The following is a 24717-nucleotide window of genomic DNA, read 5'->3' on the forward strand; positions in this document are numbered from 1 at the left end:
GGTAGTGCCGGCCGCTGGCCGGCATCGCGCAGATGCCAGGTTGCCGGCCAGCACCCGCCACTACCTGTGCGTCAGGCTTCCGGAGTGAAGCCGGCCGGCTTTTGCGCGTCCTTCTCGAACAGGAACTTGACCAGTTCGCCTTCAAGGAACGCGCGATGTTCCGGCGTACGCGGCGACAGGCGGTTCTCGTTGATCAGCATGGTCTGGTGCGCCAGCCACGCAGCCCAGGCCTGCTTGCCGATGTTGTTGAAGATGCGCTGGCCCAGTTCGCCGGGGTAGGGCACGAAGTCCAGGCCCTCGGCATCGCGTTGTTCGTACTGGCAGAAGACGGTTCGGGACATGGCATTCACTCGTGGTTGCGGGGTTTCTTGGAATTTCGTTTCGGCGTCTTGATCGTTGCGCCGTCGAGCAGTTTGCGGATCGGTGCCGGCAGGCCCAGCGCGTGCAGTTCGTCGCTGGCGACCCAGCGCAGCGTGGGTTCTTCCACGCGCAGTCCGTGTACCTGCCGCGACAATACCTGCAGATGCAGCTTGTAGTGGCTGAAGGTGTGCTGCAGCACTGGCAGCTCTTCGGCCTCTTCCAGCGAGCCGTCGACGTGCACGTCGAACCAGTCCTGCAGCACGCTGCCGGCATCGGCCTGCGGCAGCGTCCACAACTGCGCCCAGATGCCGGTGTCCGGCCGCTTCTGCAGCAGCACACGCTGCTGGGCGTCGCGCAGCAGCAGCGCAACGGCCTCGCGCTCGGGCAGGGTCTTGCTGGGCTTGGGCGTGGGTAGTTCAGCGGTGCGGCCTTCGCGCCGTGCCACGCAGTCATCCTGCAACGGGCAGATCACGCAGGCCGGTTTGGCACGGCTGCACACCGTCGCGCCCAGGTCCATCTGCGCCTGCGTGTAGTCGGCCATGCGCCCGGCCGGCACCTGCGCCACATGCGCCTCGGCGATCGCCCACAGCTGCTTCTCGATGGCCGGCAGCCCGGGGAAACCATCGATGCCGTGGTAACGGCTGAGCACCCGCTTGACGTTGCCATCGAGGATCGCGAACGGGTCGTTCCAGGCCTGGCTGAGGATCGCACCGGCGGTGCTGCGGCCGATGCCGGGCAGGGCATGCAATGCATCGAAATCACGCGGCAGGTCGCCGTCGTGCAGTTCCACGCAGCGCTTCGCAGCGGCATGCAGGTTGCGTGCGCGGGCGTAGTAGCCGAGCCCGGCCCACTGCGCCATTACCGCGTCGTTGCTGGCGGCGGCAAGGTCGGGCAGGGTCGGGAAGTGCTGCAGGAACCGCTGGAAATACGGGATGACCGTGGCCACCTGGGTCTGCTGCAGCATGATTTCCGACAGCCAGACCCGGTAGGGACTGCGCGGGTGCTGCCAGGGCAGGTCGTGGCGGCCGTGGTCGTCGAACCAATGCAGCAGGTGTGCAACGAAGCCATCGGTCTGCGTGGTTCCGGCGCTGGCGTGCGGCTGGCGGGGCATCGGTGTTCCAGAGAGGCAGCCACCCGTGGGGCGGCTCTACCGGATTGCAGTAGAGCCACGCCATGCGTGGCTGCACGGTGTATCAGACGCCCAGCGCTTCGGGCAGCAGGGCGTCGACGAAGGCTTCCGGGTCGAACACGCGCAGGTCTTCCGGGCGCTCGCCGATGCCGGCGAAACGGATCGGAATGCCGAACTCGCGGGCCAGCGCGAACACCACGCCGCCCTTGGCGGTGCCGTCCAGCTTGGTCACCACCAGGCCGGTCACGTTCACTGCGGCATTGAACTGGCGCAGCTGCGACAGCGCGTTCTGGCCAGTGGTGCCGTCGATCACCATCAGCACTTCGTGCGGGGCGGTGGGGTCGATCTTGCCGAGCACGCGGCGGATCTTGCCCAGCTCGTTCATCAGGCCGGACTGGGTATGCAGGCGGCCGGCGGTGTCGGCGATCAGCACCGAGGTGCCACGGGCCTTGCCGGCCTGGAGCGCGTCGAATGCCACCGAAGCGGCATCGGCGTTCTGCCCCTGCGCGACCACGGCCACGCCGTTGCGCTCGCCCCAGGCCTGCAGCTGTGCCACGGCGGCGGCGCGGAAGGTGTCACCGGCGGCCAGCATCAGGCTGTGGCCATCGTCCTTGAAGCGCTTGGCCAGCTTGCCGATGGTGGTGGTCTTGCCGACGCCGTTGACGCCAACGGTGAGCACCACGAAGGGCTTGGCGTTGCGGTCGATCAACAGCGGCTTGGCCACCGGCTGCAGGATTGCGATCAGCTCGGCGCGCAGCGCGGCCAGCAGCGCATTGGCGTCGGCGAATTCGCGCGATTTCATGCGCTTGCGCAGGCCCTCGACCAGGTCGGTGGTGGCGCCCACGCCGACGTCGGCGGTGATCAGTGCGGTTTCCAGCTCGTCCAGCAGGTCGTCGTCAAGCTTGGGGTTGCGCGAGAACAGGCCACCAAAGCTGCGCGCGATGACGCTGTTGCGCAGGCGCTCGCGCCAGCCGGGCTTGCCAGCCGGCGCCGGAACGGCGTCGATCGAGGCGGCGGCAGGCAGGTCGTCGGTGACCGGTGCCGGTGTCGGTGCCGGGGTGGGCTCAGGCAGCGGTACGGGGGCCGGTTCGATGGCCGGAGTCGCGATAGGGGCGACGTCGATCTGAGCCGTCGGCGCAGGAGCTGCCGGAACCGGTGCGGCTGGGGCCGGAATAACCGGGGTGGGCTCGACAGCGACCGGAACGGCGGTTGCTGGGGGCGGCTCGACCGGTACAGGCTCGGCCGGTACTGCTACCGGCGCCGGCTCCTTGTCCTCGACCGGCGCGGCCGACGGGAATGCCGCCGCCAGCTCTTCAGCCGAGTAGTGCTGGGTCTTGGGTGCCTCCGCTGCGGGGGCATCCTGGGGCTTCTTGCGGCGGAAAAAACTGAGCATTGGCAAAAGGCGCTGAAATCAGGGGGATATGCTACCACTCGGGCCTGTCGGGCCGATGTGGACTCAACATCGCGGCCTGCCGGCCGTTAACCGGTCCGGAGGGCTGCGCACGGCGGCCCGGAGACCGCCATGAACAACGTGATGGGAATTGCTCTCAGTGGGATGCAGGCGGCCCAGCAGGGCGTGCAGGTGGCCGCGCACAACGTGGTCAACCTGGCGACCCCGGATGCCCAGCGCCTGCAGCTGCAGCGTAGTCCAGTGGAGCAGGGCGGGGTGCAGGCCTCGATGACTTCCACCGGCGCCGATGCCGCCGCACCGCTGGGTGATCTGCTGGCCGCGAAAGCCGAGGTCGTGGCCTTCGCTGCCAATGCTGCGGTGATCCGCCGCCAGGACCAGATGCTGGGCTCGCTGCTGGATCGGGACGCCTGAGCAACACCGTTTTGGCAGGTGCCAACCGCCGCCCTTGGTGGGTGCCAACCTTGGTCGGCACGCTCGACCCGCCCTGGTAGGTGCCAACCTTGGTTGGCACGCTTTTGGGGCGCCAACCAAGGTTGGCCTCTACCTGGGCAGCAGTGCCACCCAAGTTTGGCATCTACCAGAGCACCGCCAGGCCATGCCCGGCGACCACCGCCTCGATCAGACCGACAGCTCCAGCAGCAGCTTGTTCAGGCGCGCCACATAGGCACCCGGGTCCTTCAGGCTGTCGCCGGCGGCCAGCGCAGCCTGGTCGAACAGCACCCGGCCAAGGTCGTCGAAACGCGCGCCATCGGCTTCGGCATCAAGCTTGGCGATCAGCGGGTGGCCCGGGTTGATCTCCAGCACCGGCTTGCTGTCCGGTACCTTCTGGCCGCTGGCCTCCAGGATCTGGCGCATCTGCAGGCCCAGGTCCTGCTCGCCGATGGCCAGCACCGCCGGCGAATCGGTCAGGCGGTGCGAGACGCGCACTTCGGCCACGTCATCGCCCAGCACCGTCTTCAGGCGCTCGACCAGGCCCTGCTTGTCCTTGGCCGCCGCTTCCTGTTCCTGCTTGTCCGCTTCGGTTTCCAGCGCGCCCAGGTCGAGGTCACCACGGGCGATGTCGACGAAGCCCTTGCCGTCGAAATCGGTCAGGTAGCCCATCAGCCACTCGTCGATGCGGTCGGTCAGCAGCAGCACTTCCACGCCCTTCTTGCGGAACACCTCCAGATGCGGGCTGTTGCGCACCTGGCTGTAGCTCTCGCCGGTCAGGTAGTAGATCTTGTCCTGGCCTTCGGTCATGCGGCCGAGGTAGTCGGCCAGCGACACGCTCTGCGCATCGCCGTCGCCACGGGTGGAGGCGAAGCGCAGCAGGCCGGCCACCTTCTCGCGGTTGTTGTAGTCCTCGGCCGGGCCTTCCTTCAGCACCTGGCCGAATTCCTTCCAGAACGTGGCGTACTGCTCCGGCTTGTCGGCGGCCAGCTTTTCCAGCATGTCCAGCGAGCGCTTGGTCAGCGCCGCCTTCATCGAATCGATGACCGGGCCGGACTGCAGGATCTCGCGCGAGACGTTCAGCGACAGGTCGTTGGAGTCGACCACACCCTTGATGAAGCGCAGGTACAGCGGCAGGAACTGCTCGGCCTGGTCCATCACGAACACGCGCTGCACGTACAGCTTCAGGCCCTTGGGTGCATCGCGGTGATACAGGTCAAACGGTGCGCGGCCGGGCACATACAGCAGCGAGGTGTACTCCAGCTTGCCCTCGACCTTGTTGTGGCTCCACGCCAGCGGATCGCTGTGGTCGTGTGCCACGTGCTTGTAGAACTCGGTGTACTCGGCGTCGCTGATCTCAGTGCGCGGGCGGGTCCACAGCGCGCTGGCGCGGTTGACGGTCTCCCACTCGCCGGCAGCGCCGTCTTCGCCCTCCTTGGGCATCTGGATCGGCAGGCCGATGTGGTCCGAATACTTCTTGAGAATGCTGCGCAGGCGCCAACCATCGGCGAAGTCGTGCTCGCCGTCCTTCAGGTGCAGCACGATGCGGGTGCCGCGCTCGGCCTTGTCGATGGTGGCGACGTCGAAATCGCCTTCGCCGCGCGAGGTCCAGCGCACGCCTTCGCCTGCAGCCAGGCCGGCGCGGCGCGAGGTCACTTCCACTTCGTCGGCGACGATGAAGGCGCTGTAGAAGCCGACGCCGAACTGGCCGATCAGCTGCGAATCCTTCTTCTGGTCGCCGGACAGTTGGCGCAGGAAATCGCCGGTGCCGGACTTTGCGATCGTGCCGAGGTGGGCAATCGCTTCGGCGCGGCTCATGCCGATACCGTTGTCTTCGATGGTGATGGTGTGGGCGGTGGGGTCGAAGCTGACGCGCACGCGCAGCTCGCTGTCGCCTTCCAGCAGGGCCGGCTGGGTCAGGGCCTCGAAGCGCAGCTTGTCGGCGGCGTCGGCGGCGTTGGAGACCAGCTCGCGGAGGAAGATCTCCTTGCTGGAGTACAGCGAGTGGATCATCAGTTGCAGCAGCTGCTTGACTTCGGTCTGGAAGCCAAGGGTTTCGGTCTGGGTGGTCTCGGTCATCGATAAGGCTCCGTGTGCAATGCCGCGCCAGCGCGTGCGGCCTCGCCAAGGGGTATGGCTGATTGTCCCGAAATCAAGGGGTTGTTCTGGCAGGGCTGCGCCCTGCACCCGCAGAGGCCGAAGCAACAGCAACAGCAACAGCAACAGCAACAGCAGGCATTCCGTGAGATGGCGGGGCGGTGTGGGTTGGCAGGACACGCCGTAAACCCGTCCCTGGGGGCTCGATGGCGCCATCCATGGCGCCAACGGTCCTGCCAACCCACACCGCCCCGCCTTCGACAGGTTCACGCGGCTGTTGGTAGGTGTCGACCTTGGTCGACACATCTGTCAGATATCGATACATCAAATGGAGTCAGATCCGTTTTTCGCAGGAAAACGGATCTGACTCCAAGAGAGTTCCGACAGATCGCAGAAAACTGTCGAAGGCGGGGTGGGTCCGGTTGAGGGGGCGTGAGCCGCATGGATGCGGCGACCGAGCTTACATGGACGTACTTGCAGCGTCCCCCTCGACCGGACCCACCCCGCCATCCCAAGGAATGCCCGCTGTTGCTGTTGCTTCGGCCGTTGCTGTGGCTTCTGCGGGTGCCGGGTGCCGGGCGTCGCCCGGCCGAACTACAATCCCGCTCATGCTGAAATTCTCGAATACCTCCCGCCGGGGGCGCCGATGAGCGGCCGTGGCGGCAATGACGGCCAGGTCCGCATCATCGGCGGGCGCTGGCGCAATACCCGCCTGCCGGTGCCGACCCTGCCGGGGCTGCGGCCCAGCAGCGACCGCGTGCGCGAAACCCTGTTCAACTGGCTGATGCCCAGGCTCGGTGGGGCCCGCGTGCTGGACCTGTTCGCCGGCAGTGGCGCACTGGGCCTGGAGGCGGTCTCGCGCGGTGCCGCACACGCCACCCTGGTCGAACGCAACGCGCAGCTGGGACGCAATCTGACCGCTGCCGTGGCCAAGCTGCAGGCCTCCGACCAGATCAGCGTCGTGCAGGCTGATGCCCTGCGCTGGCTGCAGGGCGCGCCGGCGCAGCAGGCCGATCTGGTCTTCATCGACCCGCCGTTCGCCGACGGCCTGTGGCAGGACGTGCTGGCCCAGCTGCCGCGGCACTTGGCCGCCGATGCCTGGCTGTACGTGGAATCGCCGGCGGGCCACGTGCCGGTGCTGCCGCCGGACTGGCTGCTGCACCGCGAGGGTGGCACCCGCGAGGTGCGCTTTGCCCTGTACCGCCGCGCCACTGCTACACTTTGACCTCATCTGAACATCTGCATCCGCCCATGACCGTGGCCAACCGCCGCATTGCCGTCTACCCCGGCACGTTCGATCCGATCACCAACGGTCACATCGACCTGGTGAGCCGTGCCGCGCCGCTGTTCGAAAAGGTCGTGGTCGGCGTGGCGCAGAGCCCGTCCAAGGGCCCGGCGCTGCCGCTGGAGCAGCGCGTGCAGCTGGCGCGTGGCGCGCTGGCCCACCACAGCAACGTCGAGGTCATCGGCTTCGATACCCTGCTGGCGCATTTCGTACGTTCGGTCCAGGGCGGGGTGCTGCTGCGCGGCCTGCGCGCGGTGTCCGACTTCGAGTACGAGTTCCAGATGGCCAGCATGAACCGGCACCTGATCCCCGAGGTCGAGACCCTGTTCCTGACCCCGGCCGAGCAGCACAGCTTCATTTCGTCCTCGCTGGTCCGCGAGATCGCGCGCCTGGGTGGCGACGTGTCCGGCTTCGTGCCGGCCGCGGTGCTCGAAGCCCTGCGCAAGGTCCGCGAAGCGAAGTCGGCACAGTCGTAAGCCCCGCTGTACCCGCACCCCATTACGTACAACACCACGCACCATTCCGGGAGGAAACCCATGAACACCACCATGCGCGCGATGCTGATCGCTTCGTTGGCCCTGGCCTTCACCGCCTGCAAGAAGGAAGAGGCCGCTCCGGTCGACGAGGCCAAGCAGGCCCTGGTCGCTCCGTCCAAGGACGACGATGCAGGCTGGAAGAAGTACCTGCAGGAAGTGGCGATCCAGAACATGGGCAACATCACCAACAGCCCGTTCCTGTACTACCTCTCGCCGGAATCGGACCCGGACTTCCAGGCCAAGTACGAGCGCCAGACCGAGAGCGCGACCCAGGCCGTGGCCCGTGGCGTGCAGCCGGGCAACATGCTGGCCTTCGGTTCGTCGGCCTCGGGCAAGATGGCTGACATGATCCAGGCCGTGTTCAAGGACGTGTCGCCGGATTCGATGAAGGGCGTGCGCGTCGTCTTCATCGGCCAGTCGGCCGACAACGCCCGCGTACAGGCTGCGATCCAGCCGACCGGTGCCGAGTACATTTTCGTCGAAGCCAAGTAATACCGAGCCATGGCGGCCATGCTCCGGCATGGCCCGGGCGGCGTCCTGCAAGGGCGCCGCTGATGACCTGACCGGCCCGCGCGCCCGCGCTGGCCGGTCCTTTGTCCCAGGGCGCGGGCGAGGAGTATCGCCGTGTCGCTGAAAATCAACGAGCTCTGCGTCAACTGCGACGTATGCGAGCCGGCCTGCCCGAACCAGGCCATTGCGATGGGTGAAACCATCTACGTGATCGACCCTGCGCGCTGCACCGAATGCGTGGGTCATTTCGACGAGCCACAGTGCGTGGTCGTCTGCCCGGTCGAGTGCATCGACCCGGACCCGGAGATCGTGGAAACGGAAGACCAGCTGCTGGCCAAGCTGCGCCAGCTGCAGCACGATCACCCCGAACTCTACGCGGAGCCCCCATCCGAATGAAGACGCTGATCGTCCGCCCCCTGTTGCTGCTCGGCCTGCTGCTGAGCCCGATTGCCTGGGCCGACAACCCGGCCCGTGCCGAGCGCCCCGATGGCGCGGCCATTGCCAGCGGCCATGCGCTGGCCACCCAGGCGGGCATCGACATCCTGGCGCAGGGCGGCAACGCCTTCGATGCCGCGGTGGCGGTATCGTCCACGCTGGCGGTGGTCGAGCCGATCAGTTCCGGCCTGGGCGGTGGTGGCTTCTTCCTGCTGCACGATGCGGCCACCGGCAAGGACGTGATGCTGGACGCGCGCGAGACCGCGCCGGCTGCAGCAACCCCGCAGGCGTTCCTCGACAAGCAGGGCAACCTCGACCGTGACCGCTCGGTCAATGGCGCCTGGTCGGCCGGTATCCCTGGCCTGCCTGCAGCGCTGGTCGAGCTGTCGGCCAAGCATGGCAAGCTGCCGCTGTCGGCGTCGCTGCAGCCGGCGATCCGCATCGCGCGAAGGCTTCCCGGTGTACGACCGCATGGCCAAGGGCTATGCCTCGCGCCGTGAGGTGATGGAGCGCTATCCCGGAACGCGCGAGGTCTACCTGCGCAATGGCAAGCCGATTGCCAGCGGTGACCTGTTCAAGCAGCCGGAGCTGGCACAGACGCTGGAGCGCCTGGCCGCAGGTGGCTTCGATGGCTTCTACAAGGGCCAGACCGGAACGCTGTTGCTGGCCGGTGTGAAGCAGGCCGGCGGCAAGTGGACCGCTGAAGAGCTGGCCGGTTACCGCGTGAAGCAGCGCGAGCCGATCGTGTTCAACTACAACGGCTGGAAGATCACCACCGCGCCGCCACCGTCGTCCGGTGGCATCGCGCTGGCCAGCATGCTGCAGATCCTGGAAGGCTGGGATATCAAGAAGATGGACCCGGCGCACCGCACCCACCTGGTGGTGGAGTCGATGCGTCGCGCCTACCGCGACCGCACCTTCTTCCTCGGCGATCCGGACTTCGTGCAGATCCCGCAGAAGGTGCTGACCAGCAAGGACTATGCACAGGGCCTGCGGGCGACCATCCATCCGGAGAAGGCCACGCCCAGCGACCTGCTGTCGGGCAACCCGACGCCGCTGGAAGACGACGAGACCACGCACTTCTCGATCATCGACCGCGACGGCAACCGCGTCGGCGCCACCCAGACTGTCAACCTGCTGTACGGCTCGGGGCTGATTCCCAAGGGCACCGGCGTGCTGCTGAACAACGAGATGGACGACTTCGCGCTGAAGCCGGGCACGCCCAATGCGTTCGGCGTGATGGGCTATGAGGCCAATGCGCCGAAGCCGGGCAAGCGCATGCTCAGCTCGATGACGCCGACCTTCATGGAGAACGCCGACAAGGTGGTGGTACTGGGCACGCCGGGCGGCAGCCGTATCATCACCATGGTGCTGCTGGGCATCCTCGGCTACGACGCCGGCCTGGACGCGCAGCAGGTTGCCGCGCTGCCGCGCTACCACCACCAGTGGCTGCCGGACTTGATCGAAGCAGAGGACGATGCATTCGACGCGGCCACGGTGAAGCAGCTGCAGGCGATGGGTCACAAGATCGACCTGCCGGGCAATGTGGCCGCCGGGGGCCGCGGGTCCAGCCACGTGTGGGGCAACCTGCAGACCGTGGAATGGGACCGGAAGGCCAACAAGCTGTTTGGCGGCAGCGACCCGCGCAATCCGGTCGGCAGTGCCCAGGTGGTGCCGGCACACTGATCCGGTGGTGCCGGCTGCTGGCCGGCAATCCGGCTGATTATCGAAACCCCGCCTTTGCCGGCGGGGTTTTCTGTTTCCCTTCTAGCGATTATTTAACGAGCCGGCGCCGATAATCGACACATGAAACTCTGGTCTATTCGTGGAAACTCGCAGCGCCTCGATGGCGGCGCGATGTTCGGCAACGCGCCGCGCGCGTTGTGGGAAAAATGGGCGGCACCGGACGAGCTCAATCGCATCGAGCTGGCCTGCCGTGCGCTGCTTGCCAGCCCGCTGGAAGGCAAGACGGTGCTGTTTGAAACCGGTATCGGCGCGTTCTTCGATCCGCGCATGCGCGAGCGCTACGGTGTGCAGGAAAGCCAGCACGTGCTGATCGATTCGCTGCGCGAAGCCGGCTTCGAGCACGAGGATATCGACGTGGTGGTGCTCAGCCACCTGCACTTCGATCATGCCGGTGGCCTGCTGGCGGCATGGAGCGAAGGGCGTGAGCCCGAGCTGCTGTTCCCCAACGCAACCTATGTGGTCGGCGCACAGCATTGGCAGCGCGCCGTGCAGCCACACCCGCGCGATCGCGCCAGCTTCATTCCGGAACTGCCGGGCCTGCTGCAGGCCAGTGGCCGGCTGGAAGTGGTGGACGGGGAGTACTCGAAGGCGCTCGGCCGCAGCGTACGCTTCAGCTACAGCGACGGGCATACACCGGGGCTGATGCTGGCCGAGATCGTCGGTCACGCGCATGCAGGCGAAAGTGCGCATGGTGGCGTGGTGTTCTGTGCCGACCTGATCCCGGGCCGCTCATGGGTACACGTGCCGATCACCATGGGCTATGACCGCAATGCGGAGCTGCTGATCGACGAGAAGCGGCAGTTCCTGGAAGACAAGCTGGCGCGCAACGTGCGGCTGTTCTTCACCCACGACCCGCAGGTGGCATTGGCGCAGCTTGGCAGGGATGACAAGGGGCGTTTCGTGACCCTGCACGAGCAGGGTGAGCTGAAGGCACGCGCCCTGGGCTAATGGCATGGCCGGGCAATGCCCGGCCTTTCACTGATGTCCGTGGATCCACGCCATGCGTGGATGGCGTTTTATCCGGATGCGACCATTACGACGCCTTCAGGCAGCTGCTCATGAAGGTCTTGCGCGCATCACCGGCCAGCTTTTTGGCGCCCGCGTCAGCGTTGCACTTGCGCATGCGTTCCTGCTGCGTATTGACCGGCTTGGCGTCGGCGGCGTGGCCGCTGAGGCAGGAGCTCTGTGCAGTCTTGTAGGCATCGCCCTTCAGCCCCTTGTTCTTGGCCGAACATTCGGCCATGCGCTGCTGCTGCGGAGTGGTGGCATTGGCAGCCAGGGGCAGGCCGACCAGCAGGACGGCGGCCAGCAGGAAAGAGGCTTTCATCGGGAGCTCCAAGGGTGGCGGGTGCGCGGAGCATTCGCTTCCCGGCGCCAAGAGCACGTGAAGAATCGCAACGCGGCCGCGATGGCCTGCGCTGTTGGGGTCAGACCCCTTTCGCGGCGAAAGGGCTCTGACCCCGGATCGTCCGATCAGCCGACGCGGGTACCGAAGATGCGGTCACCGGCATCGCCCAGGCCCGGCAGGATGTAGCCCTTGTCGTTGAGCTGGGCATCGATGGCCGCGGTGTAGATCTCCACGTCCGGGTGCACGGCCTTGACCGCCTCGATGCCTTCCGGCGCGGCCACCAGGAAGATGCCCTTGATGCGGCGGGCACCGGCCCGCTTGAGCATGTCGATGGTGGCGATCAGGGTGCCGCCGGTGGCCAGCATCGGGTCCAGGATCAGCGCGTCGCGCTCTTCCAGGCGCCCGGTCAGGCGCTCGAAGTAGGGCACCGGCTGCAGGGTTTCCTCATCGCGCTGCAGGCCGACCACGCTGACACGGGCCGCCGGGATCAGCGACAGCACGCCGCTGAGCATGCCCAGGCCGGCGCGCAGGATCGGCACCACGGTGATCTTGGCGCCCGCAATGCGCTGCACGGTGACCGGGCCGGCCCAGCCGGGCAGGGTGTGCGGCTCGGTGTCCAGGTCGGCGGTGGCCTCGTAGGCCAGCAGCGTACCCAGCTCGTTGGCCAGTTCGCGGAAATCCTTGGTGCTGAGCGCAGCGTTGCGCATCAGGCCGATCTTGTGCTGCACCAGCGGGTGGCGCACTTCGACGATCTTCATGGTCGGGAAGGGGAAAAGGAGAGAGGGCGCCATTTTGCCGGATCGGCGGGCCGAACCCAAACCTGGCCCGGAGCGGCGTTACTCGAAATGTGCAGGCGCATGTCACGGCCATGCAACCTTGCGGACATACCGTGCAGACCCATTCTTAACAGGAATGGGGATTCCCAGTGCATATCAAGACTCCGTTGGCCGTTGCCATCACGCTGACCCTGGCGATGGGGGCTGCAGCCCCGCTGCAGGCGGCCGGGCAGCAGGCGGTTGCCGCCACCGGCGCCGTGGCCGCTGATGCGGTCGACCTGGACCGCATCGAAGTGCGCGCCCAGCTCGAATCACAGATCCGCGCGGTTGACCTCAAGCGCAGCAGTGATGCGATCGAAGACGCCGTGTCCTCCGATGCACTGGGCCAGTACCCGGACAAGAACGTGGCCGAGTCGCTGCAGCGCCTGCCGGGCATCAGCGTGACCCGCGACCAGGGCGAGGGGCGCTTCGTGGTCATCCGCGGTCTGGACGCCAACCTCAACAGCGTCAGCGTGGATGGCATCGCCATCGGTACGCCGGAGGATTCCAGCCGCGCCGCACCGCTGGACGTGATCCCGTCCGACTCCACCGAGCGCCTGCGCGTGGTCAAGTCGCCGACCCCGGACATGCCCGGTGATGCCATCGGCGGCGCCGTGCTGGTGGAATCGGCCTCGGCCTTCGACCGCGACGGTCGCAGCCTGCGTGGCAAGATCGAAGGCAGCCACCAGCAGTTGTCCGGCGAGACCAGCCCCAAGGCCGCCTTCAACTACAGCGAAGTGTTCAACGGCACCTTCGGCGTGGCGCTGGGCGTGAACTACCAGAAGCGCAGGTTCGAGTCGGACAACACCGAAGTGGAGTATGACGGCGAGGACGATGCCGTCCCCGGCGATGTCACCGCGATCAACCTGCAGCACCGCAAGTACGAGATCGAGCGCAAGCGCATCGGTGCCAACCTCAACCTCGACTGGCGCCCGAATGAAGACAGCAAGTACTACCTGCGCACGCTGTACAGCCAGTTCGACGATGCGGAGACCCGCCAGCGCGTGATCTTCAACTTCGACGACGCGAAGATGGTCAAGACCGGCACCGACCAGTATCGGCTGGACGGCATGCCGAAGGATTCCATCGACAAGCGCATGCGCTACCGCACCAAGAAGGAAAACACCTTCGCGGCCAGTCTCGGTGGCGAGAACAAGCTGACCAACGCAGTGGTCGATTACCGGATCGGCTACACCCGTACCGAAGAGCGGGTGAACGACGAGATGGAGGCGCGCTTCAAGCTCAACGGCAAGGCCTTCAACGGCACCCTGGACCAGAGCAGCCGCCTGCCCAGCTACAGCTTCGACAACCCGCAGTGGCTGGACAACAGCAACTACGCATTCGACCGCTTCGTGCTCTCGCCCAAGCAGGTGAACGACAAAGAGCACAGCGCGCAGGTCAACGTACGCTTCGACGGCGACAGCAGCAGCATCAAGTTCGGCCTGCTGGGCCGCTGGCGCGACCGCGACGTCAATGTGGACGAGCGCGAACTGCGCGTGGGCCCGAAGGTGGCGCTGTCGAGCTGGAGCAGCTCTTCGCCCGATCACCGCCACGGCAACCTCGGTGACGGCATGGATTCGGCTGCGATGCGCGCCTTCTGGGCGGCCAATGGCGGCCAGTACAGCGCCCGCCCGCAGGACGCCGGTGCAAACGCGATGACGTCGCTGGAAGAAGACTACGTGGCCAGCGAAGACATCTTCGCCAGTTATGCCATGGGTACCTGGGACGTGGGCGCGCTGCGCATCATCGGCGGTGTGCGCGTGGAGAATACCCAGTTCAAGGCGATCGGCAACCAGGTTGACGTGGCCGCCAACGGGCGCAGCTTCACGGTTACCCCGCGCGTGGCCAACAGCAGCTACACCAACGTGCTGCCGGGCCTGCACCTGCGCTACGACGCGGCCGATGACTGGGTGCTGCGCGCCTCGGCCAACAAGACCGTATCGCGTCCTTCCTTCGGCGATGTCTCGCCACGCGTGGGCTACAGCCGCGGCGACGAGGAAGTGCGCCTGGGTAATCCGGAACTGGATCCGTACGAGTCGAAGAACATCGACCTGTCGGTGGAGAAGTACATCGGCAGCACCGGTATCGTTTCACTTGGCCTGTTCCACAAGTCGATCGATGGCTACATCGTGCAAACGGTGCGGACCAATGATCCCGCTTATGGCGGCTTCGACGTGACCCAGCCGATCAATGGCCGCAAGGCCACCGTGCGCGGTGCGGAATTCAACTGGCAGCAGCAGCTGGCCTTCCTGCCGGACGGCCTGGATGGCCTGCTGGTCGGTGCCAGTGGCACCTGGCTGGATACCAAATTCGATGCCGGCATCAAGGACCGTGCAGGCGAGGACTTCACACTGCCGCGCGCCTCCAAGCATGTCTACAGCGCACACATCGGCTATGAAAAGTACGGTGTGAGTACACGCCTGGCGGCGGTATACCGCAGCGAGTACCTGGACAGCATCGGCAAGGGCCGGGCGTTCGACATCTACGTTGCGCCGAACACCCAGCTCGATTTCTCGCTGGACTACAAGTTCACCCCGCGCGTGAGCATGTACTTTGAGGCGCAGAACCTGCTGGACAAGCCGCTGGAGCTGTACCAGGGCACGCGCTCGCGCACCCTGCAGATGGAAGAGTACGGCCGCACCTATGCGCTGGGCCTGAAGGTGGCACTGTGATGGGGCGTGGCATCACCGTCCTGGCGGTCGCGCTCGCGGCGACCCTGGCCGCCGGCTGCACGCCGGCGACCGGCAACGATCCGGCCGCGGCCCCTACGGCAGCGAAAGCCGGGGGCGCGCACGGTGACCACCATCGCCGAAGCCTTCCTGTCACCGATGACCCCGGCCGACAACATCGACTCGCCGGCGGCCTGGCGCGCCGGACGGCGCGCTGTGGCTGATCGCCACCGCCAAGGCCACCGACAAGCTGGTGGTCTACGACGGCAGCACCGGCCAGCACCTGCGTGACGTCGGCAGCAGCGGCTCCGCACCGGGGCAGTTCGACCGCCCAAACGGCATCGCGGTAATCGACGACCTGCTGTGGATCGTGGAGCGCGACAATCACCGCGTGCAGGTGCTGAGCCTGCCGGACTTCGCGCCGCTGGCGACGTTCGCTGCGGACGACCTGCGCAAGCCGTACGGGCTGTGGGTCGACCGCCGTGCCGATGGCTACAGCGTCTACGTTACCGACTCCTGGGACAACGGCGAGGATGAGCAGGGGCGTGACATCCTGCCGCCGCTGGCCGAGCTGGACAAGCGCGTGCGCCAGTACCACGTGACCCGCGACGGTGCGAAGGTCGAGGCGAAGCTGGTGGCCAGCATCGGTGACACCAGCGAAGCCGGTGCGCTGCGCGTGGTCGAGTCGATCTGGGGCGACCCGGAGAATGATCGCCTGCTGATCGCCGAAGAGGATGAAAGCTACGCCAGCGAGTTCAAGGTCTACACCCTTGCTGGACGCTTCACCGGCACCACATTCGGTCGCGACGTGTTCAAGGCGCAGGCCGAAGGTGTGACCCTGCGTACCTGCGGCAAGGACGGCTGGTGGATCACCACCGAACAGGGCAAGCAGCGCAGCGTGTTCCATCTGTTCGACCGGCACACGCTGAAGCCGGTGGGCGCGTTCCAGGGGAATACCGTGGCCAACACCGACGGCATCTGGATGATGCAGCAACCCAGTGCGCGCTTCCCGCACGGCGCACTGTATGCAGTGCATGACGACCAGGGCGTGGTGGCGTTCGACTGGGAGAGCATCGCCAAGCAGTTGGCATTGCCGCTGGAGTGTGGCGCATGAGCCGGCAGTGCGTGATGCGCACGCTGGCGTTGGGCCTGCTGCTGGCACTGCCGTCGCTGTCGTTCGCAGCGGCCGAACCCAACACCCAGGTGCCAGCGGGCAGCCGCCACTACGCAGCGACGCCGGTGCCGGATCGCATCGTCGCCTCGCCGGCGGTGGATCCCAGCCACGGTTTCGCCGTGGCCTGGCGTACTGACGGCAGCGTGCAGGCACCGCTGCTCGAGATTGCCCTCGCCGGGGATTCGCCGGCCATCGAGGGCATCCGCCAGGTGCGCGCAACGACCCGCGCGCTGCAGACCGAGAACGGGCTGTCGCATCATCATCGCGCGGACATCAGCGGCCTGCAGCCGGATACCCAGTACGTCTACCGCGTGCAGGGCAACGGCAGTTGGAGCGCCTGGAACCAGTTGCGCACGCTGGCCGCGGCCGATCAGCCGCTGACCCTGCTGTACTTCGGTGATACCCAGAACAAGAACGTCAGCCATGTCAGCCGTGTAGTGCGCGCCGCGCAGAAGGCCGCACCGCAGGCGCGCATGAGCCTGTTCGCCGGTGACCTGGTCAGCGGCGGCGACAACATGGATGACAGCGAATGGGGCGAGTGGTTTGCTGCCACCGGCTGGCTGGCGCAGGAAACGCTGGTGGCCCCGGCGATCGGCAACCATGAGTATTTCGAGGAATTCGAGGACACCCCGCAGGAGCGGCGCGTGCTGGGCAAGCATTGGCCGGTCACCTTCGCGCTGCCGGGCAATGGCGCCACCGCTGCGCAGCAGACCAGCTACTGGTTCGATGCGCAGGGTGTACGCGTGGCGGTGGTCGATGGCACCTCGGCACTCGACCTCGGCACCGCCAAGGCACAGGCGCAGTGGCTGGACAAGGTGCTGGCCGGCAACCGGCAGCCGTGGACCATTGTGCTGCTGCACCAGCCGTTCTACTCACCCCGCGAAGGCCGCGAGAACGCTGCGCTGCGTGACGTGCTGTTGCCGGTCGTACGCCGCCACAACGTCGACCTGGTGCTGCAGGGCCACGATCACACCTATGGCCGTCGTGGCGAGGGGCAGGCTGCGACGCCGCAGTACGTGGTGACCGTGGCCGGGCCGAAGCAGTACCGCCTTTCCGACGAAGCCCGCAGGACGATGGATCCGGTGGCCGAGGACACCCAGTTGTTCCAGGTGTTGAACATCGATCCGCAGCACCTGCGCTATGAAGCACGCACGGTGACCGGCCGTCTCTACGATGCCTTCGAACTGCGCCGTGATGCCAAGGGTGGCAAGCAGCGCACGGAGCTGACCGAAGGTCGCATCACGCCACGCGACTGCCCGCGCGCAGACCGCCAAGGGTCGTGCCGACCGCTGCTGGGAGTGAGAAGACGCATATGACCACGCCCCGTCGCATCCTTCCGCTCGCCGCCATCGGTGCCGCCCTGCTGTTGCTGGCCAGTGCGGTGACCGCTGCCGATACCGTGCTGCATCCGTTCCTGGTGGCCCAGCCGAAGCAGGCCCCACAGGAGGTGAATCTGGCGGTGGAGATTCCGGCCGGCAGCATCACCAAGTACGAGATCAAGGAAGACGGCCTGGTCCATGTGGACCGCTTCCAGTCGATGCCGGTCGCCTATCCGGCCAACTACGGCTCGATGCCGCGCACTCTGGCCGGCGACAACGATCCGCTGGACGCGCTGGTGCTGACCCGTGAACCGCTGCATCCGGGCGTGATCGTGCGCTTCCGGCCGATCGGTTACCTGAAGATGATCGATGGCGGCGAGCACGACGAGAAGATCATCGGCGTGCCCACCGACAAGGTCGACCCGACCTACGCCAGCATCCGCGACCTGAAGGATCTGCCGGAGGTCGAGCGTCAGCGCATCGAGGCGTTCTTCCGGGTTTACAAGGACCTGCCGGCGGGACGCAACCCGGTGCAGCTCAATGGCTGGGGCAACGCCGCCGAGGCGCGGGTACTGATCAGCGAAGCGATGCAGCGTTTCGAGAAGTAGATCCACGCCATGCGTGGATTCAGTCCAGCAACGTCCCGATGAACGACTCGGCCTGCAGGCGGTCGCCCAGTACCCGGGCCACCGCCTGTACGGCTGCCTCCTGGTGTTCAGGGCGGATGCCGCCATCGTCATCGTCGTTGTAGAGGTCATCGCCTGCATCGAGGTACACCGTGCCTGCAGCAGCCAACGCCGCCATCAAGGTCGGTACATCGGTAGTGACCTCGCTGGCATCCAGCAGGCCCGCACCGTGGTGACTGAACAGCACACGGTCGTCATCCATGTCGAGGATGAACGGATCGGCGCCGCGATCGGCAATCACCAGCCAGTTCGATGGCCAGTTGTCGATCGGCTCGCCGCTGATGCCATGCCAGCGATAGCCGGCCTGGTGACTCCACACGCGTCGCAGCGGCGGTATCCAGACATGGAGGCCCGGAATGGTGATGCCGGAGTTGCCCATCTTCGCATTGATCTCATGACCCAGCGGTCCCACCTGCGCGTAGAATCGCGCCAGCACCGGTGGTAACGGGAACGGTCCCTGCCAGTCACCTTCGTACTGGGCCCGCATCAGCCTGAAGCGGGCGAATGAGGCGTGCAGATCATCCATGGCGGGGTCCAACGAGGAGCGGCCCAGCAGCCTAGCAGACGGCGTCTGCGTGCAACGCCTTCACCGCCGCTGGCTATCATGTCCGCCTTCCACAACGAAGGCGGTGCCTGTGTCGGTAGCGTTGGTATGGTTCCGCCATGATCTGCGGCTGCAGGACAATCCGGCCCTGCAGGCCGCGCTGGATGCCGGTCACGACGTGGTGCCGATCTACATCCATGCGCCCCACGAAGAGGGTGAGTGGGTGCCGGGTGCCGCCTCCGATGCGTGGCGCCACCGTTCACTGGCCGCGTTGGACGCCGACCTGCGCGTGCGCGGTTCGTCGCTGGTGCTGCGCAGTGGTGACAGCCTGCGGGCCCTGCAGTTGCTGATCGAGCAGACCGGCGCCGGGGCGGTGTACTGGAACCGCAGGTACGAACCGGCCACCCAGCCACGCGACGCCACCATCAAGCGCACGTTGCGCGAGCAGGGCATCGACGCGCAGAGCTGCAATGGCAGCCTGCTGTTCGAGCCGTGGGATATCGCCACCCAGCAAGGCCAGCCGTACAAAGTGTTCACTCCGTACTGGCGCAACGTGCTCAGTCATTGGCGCCTGCCCGCCCTGCAGGCCGCGCCGAAGGCATTGGCGGCGCACACCGCCGACAGCCTCGCATTGGATGATCTCCAGCTGGCACCGACGCTGGACTGGGATACCGGCTTCTGGGAGCACTGGCAGCCAGGCGAAGCCGGTGCGCTGGAGGCGCTGTCCGTGTTCGAGGACGGTGCGCTGCGCGGTTACCGCGAGCAGCGTGACCTGCCAGATCGCGTGGGCACCTCGCGGATGTCGCCGCACCTGCATTTCGGCGAGATCGCACCGTGGCGCATTGCCCATGCGCTGGAAGGCCTGCGCAGTGCCGGTACCGACGCCGACATCGACGGCTACCTTCGCCAACTGGGCTGGCGTGACTTCGCCTACCACCTGCTGCATCACTTCCCGAAGACGCCGACCGACAACCTCAACCCGCGCTTTGACCGTTTCCCGTGGGCCACACCGAGTGCCGCGCAGCTGCACGACTGGCAGCGCGGCAACACCGGCGTGCCGATCGTCGATGCAGGCCTGCGCGAGCTGTGGCACACCGGTTACATGCACAACCGGGTGCGGATGATCGTGGCCAGCTATCTGTGCAAGCACCTGCGCCCGCACTGGCTGCATGGCGCGCTGGTTCTGGGACACCCTGGTCGATGCCGACCTGGCCAACAACACGATGGGCTGGCAGTGGGTGGCCGGGACCGGTGCCGATGCCGCACCTTACTTCCGCGTGTTCAACCCCGTGACCCAGGCCGAGAAGTTCGACCCCCAGGCCCGCTACATCAGCCGCTGGGTGCCCGAACTGGGCGCGCTGCCGGTGAAGGCGCGCTTCGCGCCTTGGCAGCATCCGCTGCTGCTGGCTGCGCATGCCCCGGGCTATCCGCGCACGCCGCTGGTGGACCTGGCCGCGGGCCGCGACGCCGCATTGGCGGCTTACCGCCAGTCGGGGGCGGGGTAAAGGGCGACCTGAGCGATCTGGTCAGTTAGCTGAACGCGGCCCTGTCGGTGTGCCCGATCATCATTCCGGCATCGCATCGGGCTGTTTATTCTCTTTGCGCCCGCAGGCCGCCGGCCGACCGGAAACCAAGGAGAACCTCATGATCCGCAACACCACCCGCAACGTCGCACTGGCCCTGATGAGTGCGGCCGTCCTGTCGGCCTGCGCCACGGGCGGCTCCTACGTACAGAGTGACCAGTACGGCAACCCGACCGAGCAGCAGAACCGCACCGGCCGCAACGCGCTGATCGGCACCGCCATCGGCGTAGCCGCCGGCCTGCTGACCGGTGACAGCGCCACGGAGCGTCGTCAGCATGCGCTGATCGGCGCCGGTATCGGCGCGCTCAGCGGCGCCGCGGTAGGCCAGTACCAGGATCGCCAGGAACGCGCACTGCGCGAGCGCACTGCCAACACCGGCATTGATGTGCAGCGCCAGGGCGACAACATCATGCTGAACCTGCCGGACGGCATCACCTTCGACTTCGGCAAGGCGACCCTGAAGCCGCAGTTCTACGGCTCGCTCAATGGCGTGGCAGGCACCCTGCGTGACTACAACCAGACCATGATCGAAGTGGTCGGCCACACCGACAGCATCGGCAGTGACGCGGTCAACAACCGCCTGTCGAAGGAACGTGCCGACTCGGTCGCGCAGTACCTGATCGGCCAGGGCGTGCAGAGCGTGCGCATCGAAACCCTGGGCGCCGGCAAGTCGTACCCGATTGCCGACAACAGCACCGATGCCGGCCGCGCCAAGAACCGCCGCGTCGAGATCCGCGTGATTCCCCTGAAGCAGTAACGCGTAGCGTTACTGCTGTTCCGGCGTAGCCGGAACGAAAATGCCGCCCTTGCAGGCGGCATTTTCTGTAGGTGCCGAGCTTGCTCGGCACGCCGATAGCGCTCCCGGTCGCGGTTTCTCCAAACGGCGCCGACCAAGGTCGGCATCTACCGAAAGCCACGTAGCCGGAACGAAAATGCCGCCCTTGCAGGCGGCATTTTTGTGGGTGCCGAGCGTTGCTCGGCACACCGATAGCGCCCGTAGAGTCGAGCTTGCTCGACTGAAGCGCAAGAGCAGTCGAGCAAGCTCGACTCTACGGAATGCCGGTAGATCCATGCCATGCGTGGATGCTTCCGGTCATGCGGCCGAAGCGGCCACCTTCTCCAGGATCCGCTTGCCGCTGCTTTCCAGCGCCGCGTCTTCCTTTTCCTTCTGCTGCTGCGCCAGCTTCGCGCCCGGGCACTGCGCCAGCATGTAATTGGCGTCGAAGTTGAGCTTCTCGACCAGGAAGTCGACGAATGCACGCACCTTCGGCGAGACCAGGCGGCCACCGGCGAACACGGCGTTGAAGTCCACTTCCGGGCCAGTCCAGCCGGCCAGCACGCGCCGTACCATGCCCGACTCGACGAACGGCTTGGCCATCACGTCGCCGGTCAGCAGCAGGCCTTCGCCGCACACCAATGCACCATTCAACGCAGACATGTCGTTGGCGGTCATCAGCGGGGTAACAGGGAAGTCGCGCAGCTCGCCGCCGTTCTCGCCCAGCTGCCAGGTGAAGCGCGGCGAGTTGCCGGTGTGGTACGGCTTTCGCATCGCCAGGATGCGATGGAACTGCAGCTCTTCCGGGTGCAGCGGCTCACCATAGCGTTCGATGTAGGCCGGGCTGGCGAACACCTGCGTGCGCAGGCTGCCCAGCTTGCGTGCCACCAGGTTGGAATCGGGCAGGGCACCCACGCGCAGGGCCAGGTCCGCCTCACCTGCAATCAGGTCCAGCTTCTCGTTGCCCATATGCATGTCCAGCCGGATCTCCGGGTACTGCGCATGGAACTGGCCGAGCAGCGGTGCAATCCAGGTGATGCCGATCGAGTAGGGCACGGTGAAGCGCAGCCAGCCGCGCGGACCGGACTGCAGCTGGCTCACCGCGCTCTCGGCTTCTTCCAGCTCGCGCGCGATGCGCTGGCAATGTTCGTGGTAGATCGAACCCGCTTCGGTCAGGCCGAGGCGGCGGGTGGTCCGGTGCAGCAGGCGCGCACCGAGGCGCGTTTCCAGCTCCTGCACTTTGCGGCTGACCGTGGTCTTGGGCAGGCCGAGCGATTTGGCAGCGGCAATGAAACTGCCTTGTTCGACCACTTTGACGAAGATCAGCGTCTCGTTGAGATCGTGGGACATGGTCTGGGATCCTGGACGTCGGGGATGGGACAATCGTGACAGAACGATTGGACCGGGAGCGGGATGATTATTCCCCTTAATCAGGACTAATCAAGTAAAGGTTTGAGGTCTATCGTGGCGCCATTCGTTATTTGGAGCCCGTCCGCCATGAGCCTGCGCAACATTCTTGCCCGTCTCCGGAACGCCGGCCAGAGCACCCTGGACCTGGCAATGACCGTTGAAGTCCGCCCGAGTTCCTTGGTACACAAGGACTTCCGTGAGTTTACCGCGCCGATGCGTCAGCAGCGTGGCGGTGCCATCCGCCTGGCCCCGCACAAGGGCGACCGGCTGCGTCGAATCGGGACTGTCCCGGATTTGGGAGGAAATGTCCCGTGAATGGGATGCTGACGCCCGAAGTCCTGGTCCTCGGCGGCACCGGTGCCGTCGGCCAGGGCGTGGTTGGCGCACTGCTGGAAGCCGGCAGCCCGGTGCTGGTGGTCGGTCGCGACCCGGGCCGGCTGGCGGCGCTGCATGAGCAGTTCGCCGATGAGCCGGGCCTGGAGACGCTGCTGGGTTCGCTCAGCGATGACGGCTCGGCGCGCGTACTGGCCGAACGCATCGCGCATCGCCCGCGTCCGCTGGCGGCAGTGATCGCCGCAATGGGCGGCCCTTACCGTCGCGGCCGGGTGACTGACCGCAACGGCGATGAACTGCTGGGCGCGATGCAGGCCGATCTGATGCCGCACGTGCACGCAGTGCGTCATCTGCTGCCGCTGCTGCAGGACAACGTGCATGCGCGCCGCTACGTGATGATCGGCAGCCCGGCCAATGCCAAGCCATGGGCGGGCTACGGCGAAACCTCGATCACCACTGCGGCGCTGCGTATGTACGCGCAGGTGGTGCACCAGGAAGCCCAGGCATTGGGCGTGCGCGCGCAGATGCTGGAAGTCTGCAGCCCGGTGTGTACGCCGGCCAACGCGGCCAATGCCTGCATCGAGTGGCCCAGCTCACTGCTGGTCGGCCGTCGCGTGGTCTCCCTGCTCGACGGCTGCCGCGACAACCGCGCCATCGTCCGCTGCGACAGCAGTGATGCCGAACTGCCGCGCGGCCTGCTGCACCTGGACGTTCCTCCCCTGTGGCGCGATACCGCAGGCGTCGCTTGACCTCGACCATGGTTGAGGTCGCAGGATACGCCGCCTGTTTTTGCAACACGTTCTCATCTAGCTGTACCACCCCTCCGTACGGATGCATGCCATGACTTCCCCCAATTCCACCCCACATCGTTTCGGCCATCGCATCGCGATGGTCGGCGTGTCGATCCTCGCCGCAGCCGTGCTGGCGGCCTGCAGCGGCGGCCACGCCGAAGAAGCCGGTGCACCGCCGCCGCCGCAGGTCAGTGCTGCACCGGTGCTGGTCAAGCAGGTCAGCCAGTGGGACGAGTTCAGCGGCCGCGTCGAAGCGGTACAGAGCGTTGAACTGCGCCCGCGCGTGTCCGGCTACATCGACAAGGTCAACTACGTCGAAGGCCAGGAAGTGAAGAAGGGCGAAGTGCTCTTCACCATCGACGCGCGCAGCTACCAGGCCGAGTACGATCGCGCCGCTGCCGAACTGGCCCGCGCCCGCACCCAGGCCACGCTGGCCCGCAGTGAATCCGAGCGTGCCAAGCGTTTGTCCGAGCAGCAGGCCATTTCCACCGAGACGGCCGAGCAGCGTCGCGCTGCGGCTGACCAGTCCGGTGCCGCCGTACAGGCGGCCCAGGCTGCGCTGGATGCGGCCCGCCTCAACCTGGAGTTCACCAAGGTGCGTGCGCCGATCGACGGCCGCGCCGGCCGCGCGATGGTCACCGCCGGCAACCTGGTCACCGCCGGCGACAGCGCCAGCGTGCTGACCACGCTGGTCTCGCTGGATACCGTGTTCGTCTACTTCGATGCCGATGAAAGCACTTTCCTTCGCTATGCACAGATGGCACGCAAGGGTGAACGCCCGAGCGAGCGTGACAGCGATCTGCCGGTGAAGGTCGGCCTGTCCGGCGAAGAGGGTTACCCGCATTCGGGCAAGGTCGACTTCCTTGACAACCAGGTGGCACGCAGCACCGGCACCATCCGCGTCCGCGCGCTGCTGGACAACGCCGATCGCCAGTTCACGCCGGGCCTGTTCGCCCGCGTGCAGTTGCTCGGCAGCGGCCAGTTCCAGGCCCTGCTGATCGACGAGAAGGCTGTTCTGACCGACCAGGATCGCAAGTACGTGTACGTGGTCGACAAGGATGGCAAGGCCCAGCGCCGCGACATCCAGCTCGGCCGCACCGCCGACGGCCTGCGTATTGTCGAGCATGGCCTGGCGGCCGGCGACAAGGTGATCATCGACGGCGTGCAGAAGGTCTTCATGCCGGGCATGCCCGTGCAGGCCAAGGCCGTGGCGATGCAGCCGCAGGCTGCGCCACCGGCACCGGGCCGCGATGCCACCGCCGCGCTGAACCACTGATCCGCCGTCTCCTGATCCGCGTCCCCGCTTAGCTGCCGGCGCCAGCAGCAGCCTTC

The 24717-nt window shown here is 66.5% G+C and carries 20 protein-coding genes and 4 pseudogenes; 16 read left to right on the plus strand and 8 right to left on the minus strand.

The window, feature by feature from the left end; all coding sequences use genetic code 11:
* Positions 1–71 precede the first annotated feature (71 nt).
* From ACZK2V_RS08470 to ftsY, 3 genes are all read right to left on the minus strand, one after another.
* Entirely contained in the window at positions 72–341 is a 270-nt protein-coding gene (locus ACZK2V_RS08470; protein ID WP_049423664.1) for an oxidative damage protection protein, read from the minus strand.
* A 5-nt stretch (positions 342–346) separates the two neighbouring features.
* Complete coding sequence (gene mutY / locus ACZK2V_RS08475; RefSeq protein ID WP_423175361.1) at positions 347–1471, minus strand: A/G-specific adenine glycosylase; 1125 nt, start codon at positions 1469–1471, stop codon at positions 347–349.
* 82 nt (positions 1472–1553) lie between these two features.
* Positions 1554–2882: a signal recognition particle-docking protein FtsY gene (gene ftsY / locus ACZK2V_RS08480; protein WP_486323109.1), complete on the minus strand. Its 1329-nt coding sequence runs from the start codon at positions 2880–2882 to the stop codon at positions 1554–1556.
* 129 nt (positions 2883–3011) lie between these two features.
* Here ftsY and ACZK2V_RS08485 point away from each other — a divergent pair, with 129 nt between their 5' ends.
* On the plus strand, positions 3012–3311 hold the full coding sequence (locus ACZK2V_RS08485; protein ID WP_201118746.1) for a hypothetical protein: 300 nt from the start codon (positions 3012–3014) through the stop codon (positions 3309–3311).
* A gap of 207 nt (positions 3312–3518) precedes the next feature.
* On the opposite strand, the gene htpG is transcribed toward ACZK2V_RS08485, so the two are convergent.
* Positions 3519–5408 carry a molecular chaperone HtpG gene (htpG, locus tag ACZK2V_RS08490; RefSeq protein ID WP_486323110.1) on the minus strand — a complete coding sequence of 630 codons (1890 nt, stop codon included), beginning with the start codon at positions 5406–5408 and terminating at the stop codon, positions 3519–3521.
* Positions 5409–6072: 664 nt separating this feature from the next.
* Here htpG and rsmD point away from each other — a divergent pair.
* The 6 genes and pseudogenes from rsmD to ACZK2V_RS08520 all read left to right on the plus strand — a co-directional run bounded on the left by rsmD (position 6073) and on the right by ACZK2V_RS08520 (position 10886).
* A complete protein-coding gene (rsmD, locus tag ACZK2V_RS08495; protein ID WP_486323111.1) occupies positions 6073–6651 on the plus strand; it encodes a 16S rRNA (guanine(966)-N(2))-methyltransferase RsmD in 579 nt (192 codons plus the stop codon).
* 26 nt (positions 6652–6677) lie between these two features.
* The gene (gene coaD, locus ACZK2V_RS08500) at positions 6678–7187 is read left to right on the plus strand and encodes a pantetheine-phosphate adenylyltransferase (protein WP_032130277.1); all 510 of its coding nucleotides are present in this window, start codon (positions 6678–6680) and stop codon (positions 7185–7187) included.
* 60 nt (positions 7188–7247) lie between these two features.
* Positions 7248–7739 (plus strand): hypothetical protein, encoded by a 492-nt coding sequence (locus ACZK2V_RS08505; protein WP_004153167.1) that lies wholly within the window; start codon positions 7248–7250, stop codon positions 7737–7739.
* A gap of 132 nt (positions 7740–7871) precedes the next feature.
* Positions 7872–8153 carry a YfhL family 4Fe-4S dicluster ferredoxin gene (locus ACZK2V_RS08510; protein ID WP_004153175.1) on the plus strand — a complete coding sequence of 94 codons (282 nt, stop codon included), beginning with the start codon at positions 7872–7874 and terminating at the stop codon, positions 8151–8153.
* Positions 8150–9878, plus strand: a pseudogene (gene ggt / locus ACZK2V_RS08515) (gamma-glutamyltransferase). Before ACZK2V_RS08510 ends, ggt begins: the two are co-directional and overlap by 4 nt.
* Positions 9879–9998: 120 nt before the next feature.
* Positions 9999–10886 carry an MBL fold metallo-hydrolase gene (locus ACZK2V_RS08520; RefSeq protein ID WP_019338337.1) on the plus strand — a complete coding sequence of 296 codons (888 nt, stop codon included), beginning with the start codon at positions 9999–10001 and terminating at the stop codon, positions 10884–10886.
* 85 nt (positions 10887–10971) lie between these two features.
* Here ACZK2V_RS08520 and ACZK2V_RS08525 read toward each other — a convergent pair whose 3' ends face one another.
* Entirely contained in the window at positions 10972–11265 is a 294-nt protein-coding gene (locus ACZK2V_RS08525) for a PsiF family protein (RefSeq protein ID WP_032130275.1), read from the minus strand.
* Positions 11266–11411: 146 nt separating this feature from the next.
* Positions 11412–12044 (minus strand): uracil phosphoribosyltransferase, encoded by a 633-nt coding sequence (gene upp / locus ACZK2V_RS08530; RefSeq protein WP_005409099.1) that lies wholly within the window; start codon positions 12042–12044, stop codon positions 11412–11414.
* Between the two features lie 215 nt (positions 12045–12259).
* Here upp and ACZK2V_RS08535 point away from each other — a divergent pair, with 215 nt between their 5' ends.
* The 4 genes and pseudogenes from ACZK2V_RS08535 (at position 12260) to ACZK2V_RS08550 (ending at position 17871) form a co-directional block, all read left to right on the plus strand.
* Entirely contained in the window at positions 12260–14773 is a 2514-nt protein-coding gene (locus ACZK2V_RS08535; RefSeq protein ID WP_486323314.1) for a TonB-dependent receptor, read from the plus strand.
* Positions 14773–15884 (plus strand): annotated as a pseudogene (locus tag ACZK2V_RS08540) (phytase). The gene ACZK2V_RS08535 and the pseudogene ACZK2V_RS08540 overlap by 1 nt, the downstream one beginning before the upstream one ends.
* A gap of 14 nt (positions 15885–15898) precedes the next feature.
* Positions 15899–17246, plus strand: a pseudogene (locus ACZK2V_RS08545) (purple acid phosphatase family protein).
* A gap of 10 nt (positions 17247–17256) precedes the next feature.
* Positions 17257–17871 carry an inorganic diphosphatase gene (locus ACZK2V_RS08550; RefSeq protein WP_486323112.1) on the plus strand — a complete coding sequence of 205 codons (615 nt, stop codon included), beginning with the start codon at positions 17257–17259 and terminating at the stop codon, positions 17869–17871.
* Positions 17872–17890: 19 nt separating this feature from the next.
* Here ACZK2V_RS08550 and ACZK2V_RS08555 read toward each other — a convergent pair whose 3' ends face one another.
* Positions 17891–18475, minus strand: coding sequence for a hypothetical protein (locus ACZK2V_RS08555; protein WP_486323113.1), 585 nt, complete (start codon positions 18473–18475; stop codon positions 17891–17893).
* A 109-nt stretch (positions 18476–18584) separates the two neighbouring features.
* On the opposite strand from ACZK2V_RS08555, the pseudogene ACZK2V_RS08560 reads away from it, so the two are divergent.
* Together ACZK2V_RS08560 and ACZK2V_RS08565 are read left to right on the plus strand one after the other, a co-directional pair.
* Positions 18585–19998, plus strand: a pseudogene (locus ACZK2V_RS08560) (cryptochrome/photolyase family protein).
* Between the two features lie 139 nt (positions 19999–20137).
* Positions 20138–20833 carry a YiaD family glycine zipper/OmpA-like lipoprotein gene (locus ACZK2V_RS08565; protein WP_008267948.1) on the plus strand — a complete coding sequence of 232 codons (696 nt, stop codon included), beginning with the start codon at positions 20138–20140 and terminating at the stop codon, positions 20831–20833.
* Positions 20834–21169: 336 nt separating this feature from the next.
* Here the strand turns inward: ACZK2V_RS08565 and ACZK2V_RS08570 are convergent, their stop codons facing one another.
* The gene (locus ACZK2V_RS08570; RefSeq protein WP_005409107.1) at positions 21170–22201 is read right to left on the minus strand and encodes a LysR family transcriptional regulator; all 1032 of its coding nucleotides are present in this window, start codon (positions 22199–22201) and stop codon (positions 21170–21172) included.
* Positions 22202–22348: 147 nt separating this feature from the next.
* Here ACZK2V_RS08570 and ACZK2V_RS08575 point away from each other — a divergent pair, with 147 nt between their 5' ends.
* The 3 genes from ACZK2V_RS08575 to ACZK2V_RS08585 all read left to right on the plus strand — a co-directional run bounded on the left by ACZK2V_RS08575 (position 22349) and on the right by ACZK2V_RS08585 (position 24661).
* Positions 22349–22576: a hypothetical protein gene (locus ACZK2V_RS08575; protein ID WP_486323114.1), complete on the plus strand. Its 228-nt coding sequence runs from the start codon at positions 22349–22351 to the stop codon at positions 22574–22576.
* Positions 22573–23343 carry an SDR family NAD(P)-dependent oxidoreductase gene (locus ACZK2V_RS08580; RefSeq protein ID WP_049423570.1) on the plus strand — a complete coding sequence of 257 codons (771 nt, stop codon included), beginning with the start codon at positions 22573–22575 and terminating at the stop codon, positions 23341–23343. The genes ACZK2V_RS08575 and ACZK2V_RS08580 overlap by 4 nt, the downstream gene beginning before the upstream one ends.
* A gap of 91 nt (positions 23344–23434) precedes the next feature.
* Positions 23435–24661, plus strand: a complete 1227-nt coding sequence (locus tag ACZK2V_RS08585) for an efflux RND transporter periplasmic adaptor subunit (RefSeq protein ID WP_032128263.1) — start codon at positions 23435–23437, stop codon at positions 24659–24661.
* The last annotated feature ends 56 nt before the right edge of the window (positions 24662–24717 follow it).

The organism is Stenotrophomonas sp. 93052_Sma (assembly GCF_056481145.1).

What these genes read in the sequence shown, in the direction of transcription:
- ACZK2V_RS08470 (WP_049423664.1), bottom strand. Translation starts at nt 341, where the DNA reads ATGTCCCGAACCGTCTTCTGCCAGTACGAACAACGCGATGCCGAGGGC.
- mutY (WP_423175361.1), bottom strand. Translation starts at nt 1,471, where the DNA reads ATGCCCCGCCAGCCGCACGCCAGCGCCGGAACCACGCAGACCGATGGC.
- ftsY (WP_486323109.1), bottom strand. Translation starts at nt 2,882, where the DNA reads ATGCTCAGTTTTTTCCGCCGCAAGAAGCCCCAGGATGCCCCCGCAGCG.
- ACZK2V_RS08485 (WP_201118746.1), top strand. Translation starts at nt 3,012, where the DNA reads ATGAACAACGTGATGGGAATTGCTCTCAGTGGGATGCAGGCGGCCCAG.
- htpG (WP_486323110.1), bottom strand. Translation starts at nt 5,408, where the DNA reads ATGACCGAGACCACCCAGACCGAAACCCTTGGCTTCCAGACCGAAGTC.
- rsmD (WP_486323111.1), top strand. Translation starts at nt 6,073, where the DNA reads ATGAGCGGCCGTGGCGGCAATGACGGCCAGGTCCGCATCATCGGCGGG.
- coaD (WP_032130277.1), top strand. Translation starts at nt 6,678, where the DNA reads ATGACCGTGGCCAACCGCCGCATTGCCGTCTACCCCGGCACGTTCGAT.
- ACZK2V_RS08505 (WP_004153167.1), top strand. Translation starts at nt 7,248, where the DNA reads ATGAACACCACCATGCGCGCGATGCTGATCGCTTCGTTGGCCCTGGCC.
- ACZK2V_RS08520 (WP_019338337.1), top strand. Translation starts at nt 9,999, where the DNA reads ATGAAACTCTGGTCTATTCGTGGAAACTCGCAGCGCCTCGATGGCGGC.
- ACZK2V_RS08525 (WP_032130275.1), bottom strand. Translation starts at nt 11,265, where the DNA reads ATGAAAGCCTCTTTCCTGCTGGCCGCCGTCCTGCTGGTCGGCCTGCCC.
- upp (WP_005409099.1), bottom strand. Translation starts at nt 12,044, where the DNA reads ATGAAGATCGTCGAAGTGCGCCACCCGCTGGTGCAGCACAAGATCGGC.
- ACZK2V_RS08535 (WP_486323314.1), top strand. Translation starts at nt 12,260, where the DNA reads ATGGGGGCTGCAGCCCCGCTGCAGGCGGCCGGGCAGCAGGCGGTTGCC.
- ACZK2V_RS08550 (WP_486323112.1), top strand. Translation starts at nt 17,257, where the DNA reads ATGACCACGCCCCGTCGCATCCTTCCGCTCGCCGCCATCGGTGCCGCC.
- ACZK2V_RS08555 (WP_486323113.1), bottom strand. Translation starts at nt 18,475, where the DNA reads ATGGATGATCTGCACGCCTCATTCGCCCGCTTCAGGCTGATGCGGGCC.
- ACZK2V_RS08565 (WP_008267948.1), top strand. Translation starts at nt 20,138, where the DNA reads ATGATCCGCAACACCACCCGCAACGTCGCACTGGCCCTGATGAGTGCG.
- ACZK2V_RS08570 (WP_005409107.1), bottom strand. Translation starts at nt 22,201, where the DNA reads ATGTCCCACGATCTCAACGAGACGCTGATCTTCGTCAAAGTGGTCGAA.
- ACZK2V_RS08575 (WP_486323114.1), top strand. Translation starts at nt 22,349, where the DNA reads ATGAGCCTGCGCAACATTCTTGCCCGTCTCCGGAACGCCGGCCAGAGC.
- ACZK2V_RS08585 (WP_032128263.1), top strand. Translation starts at nt 23,435, where the DNA reads ATGACTTCCCCCAATTCCACCCCACATCGTTTCGGCCATCGCATCGCG.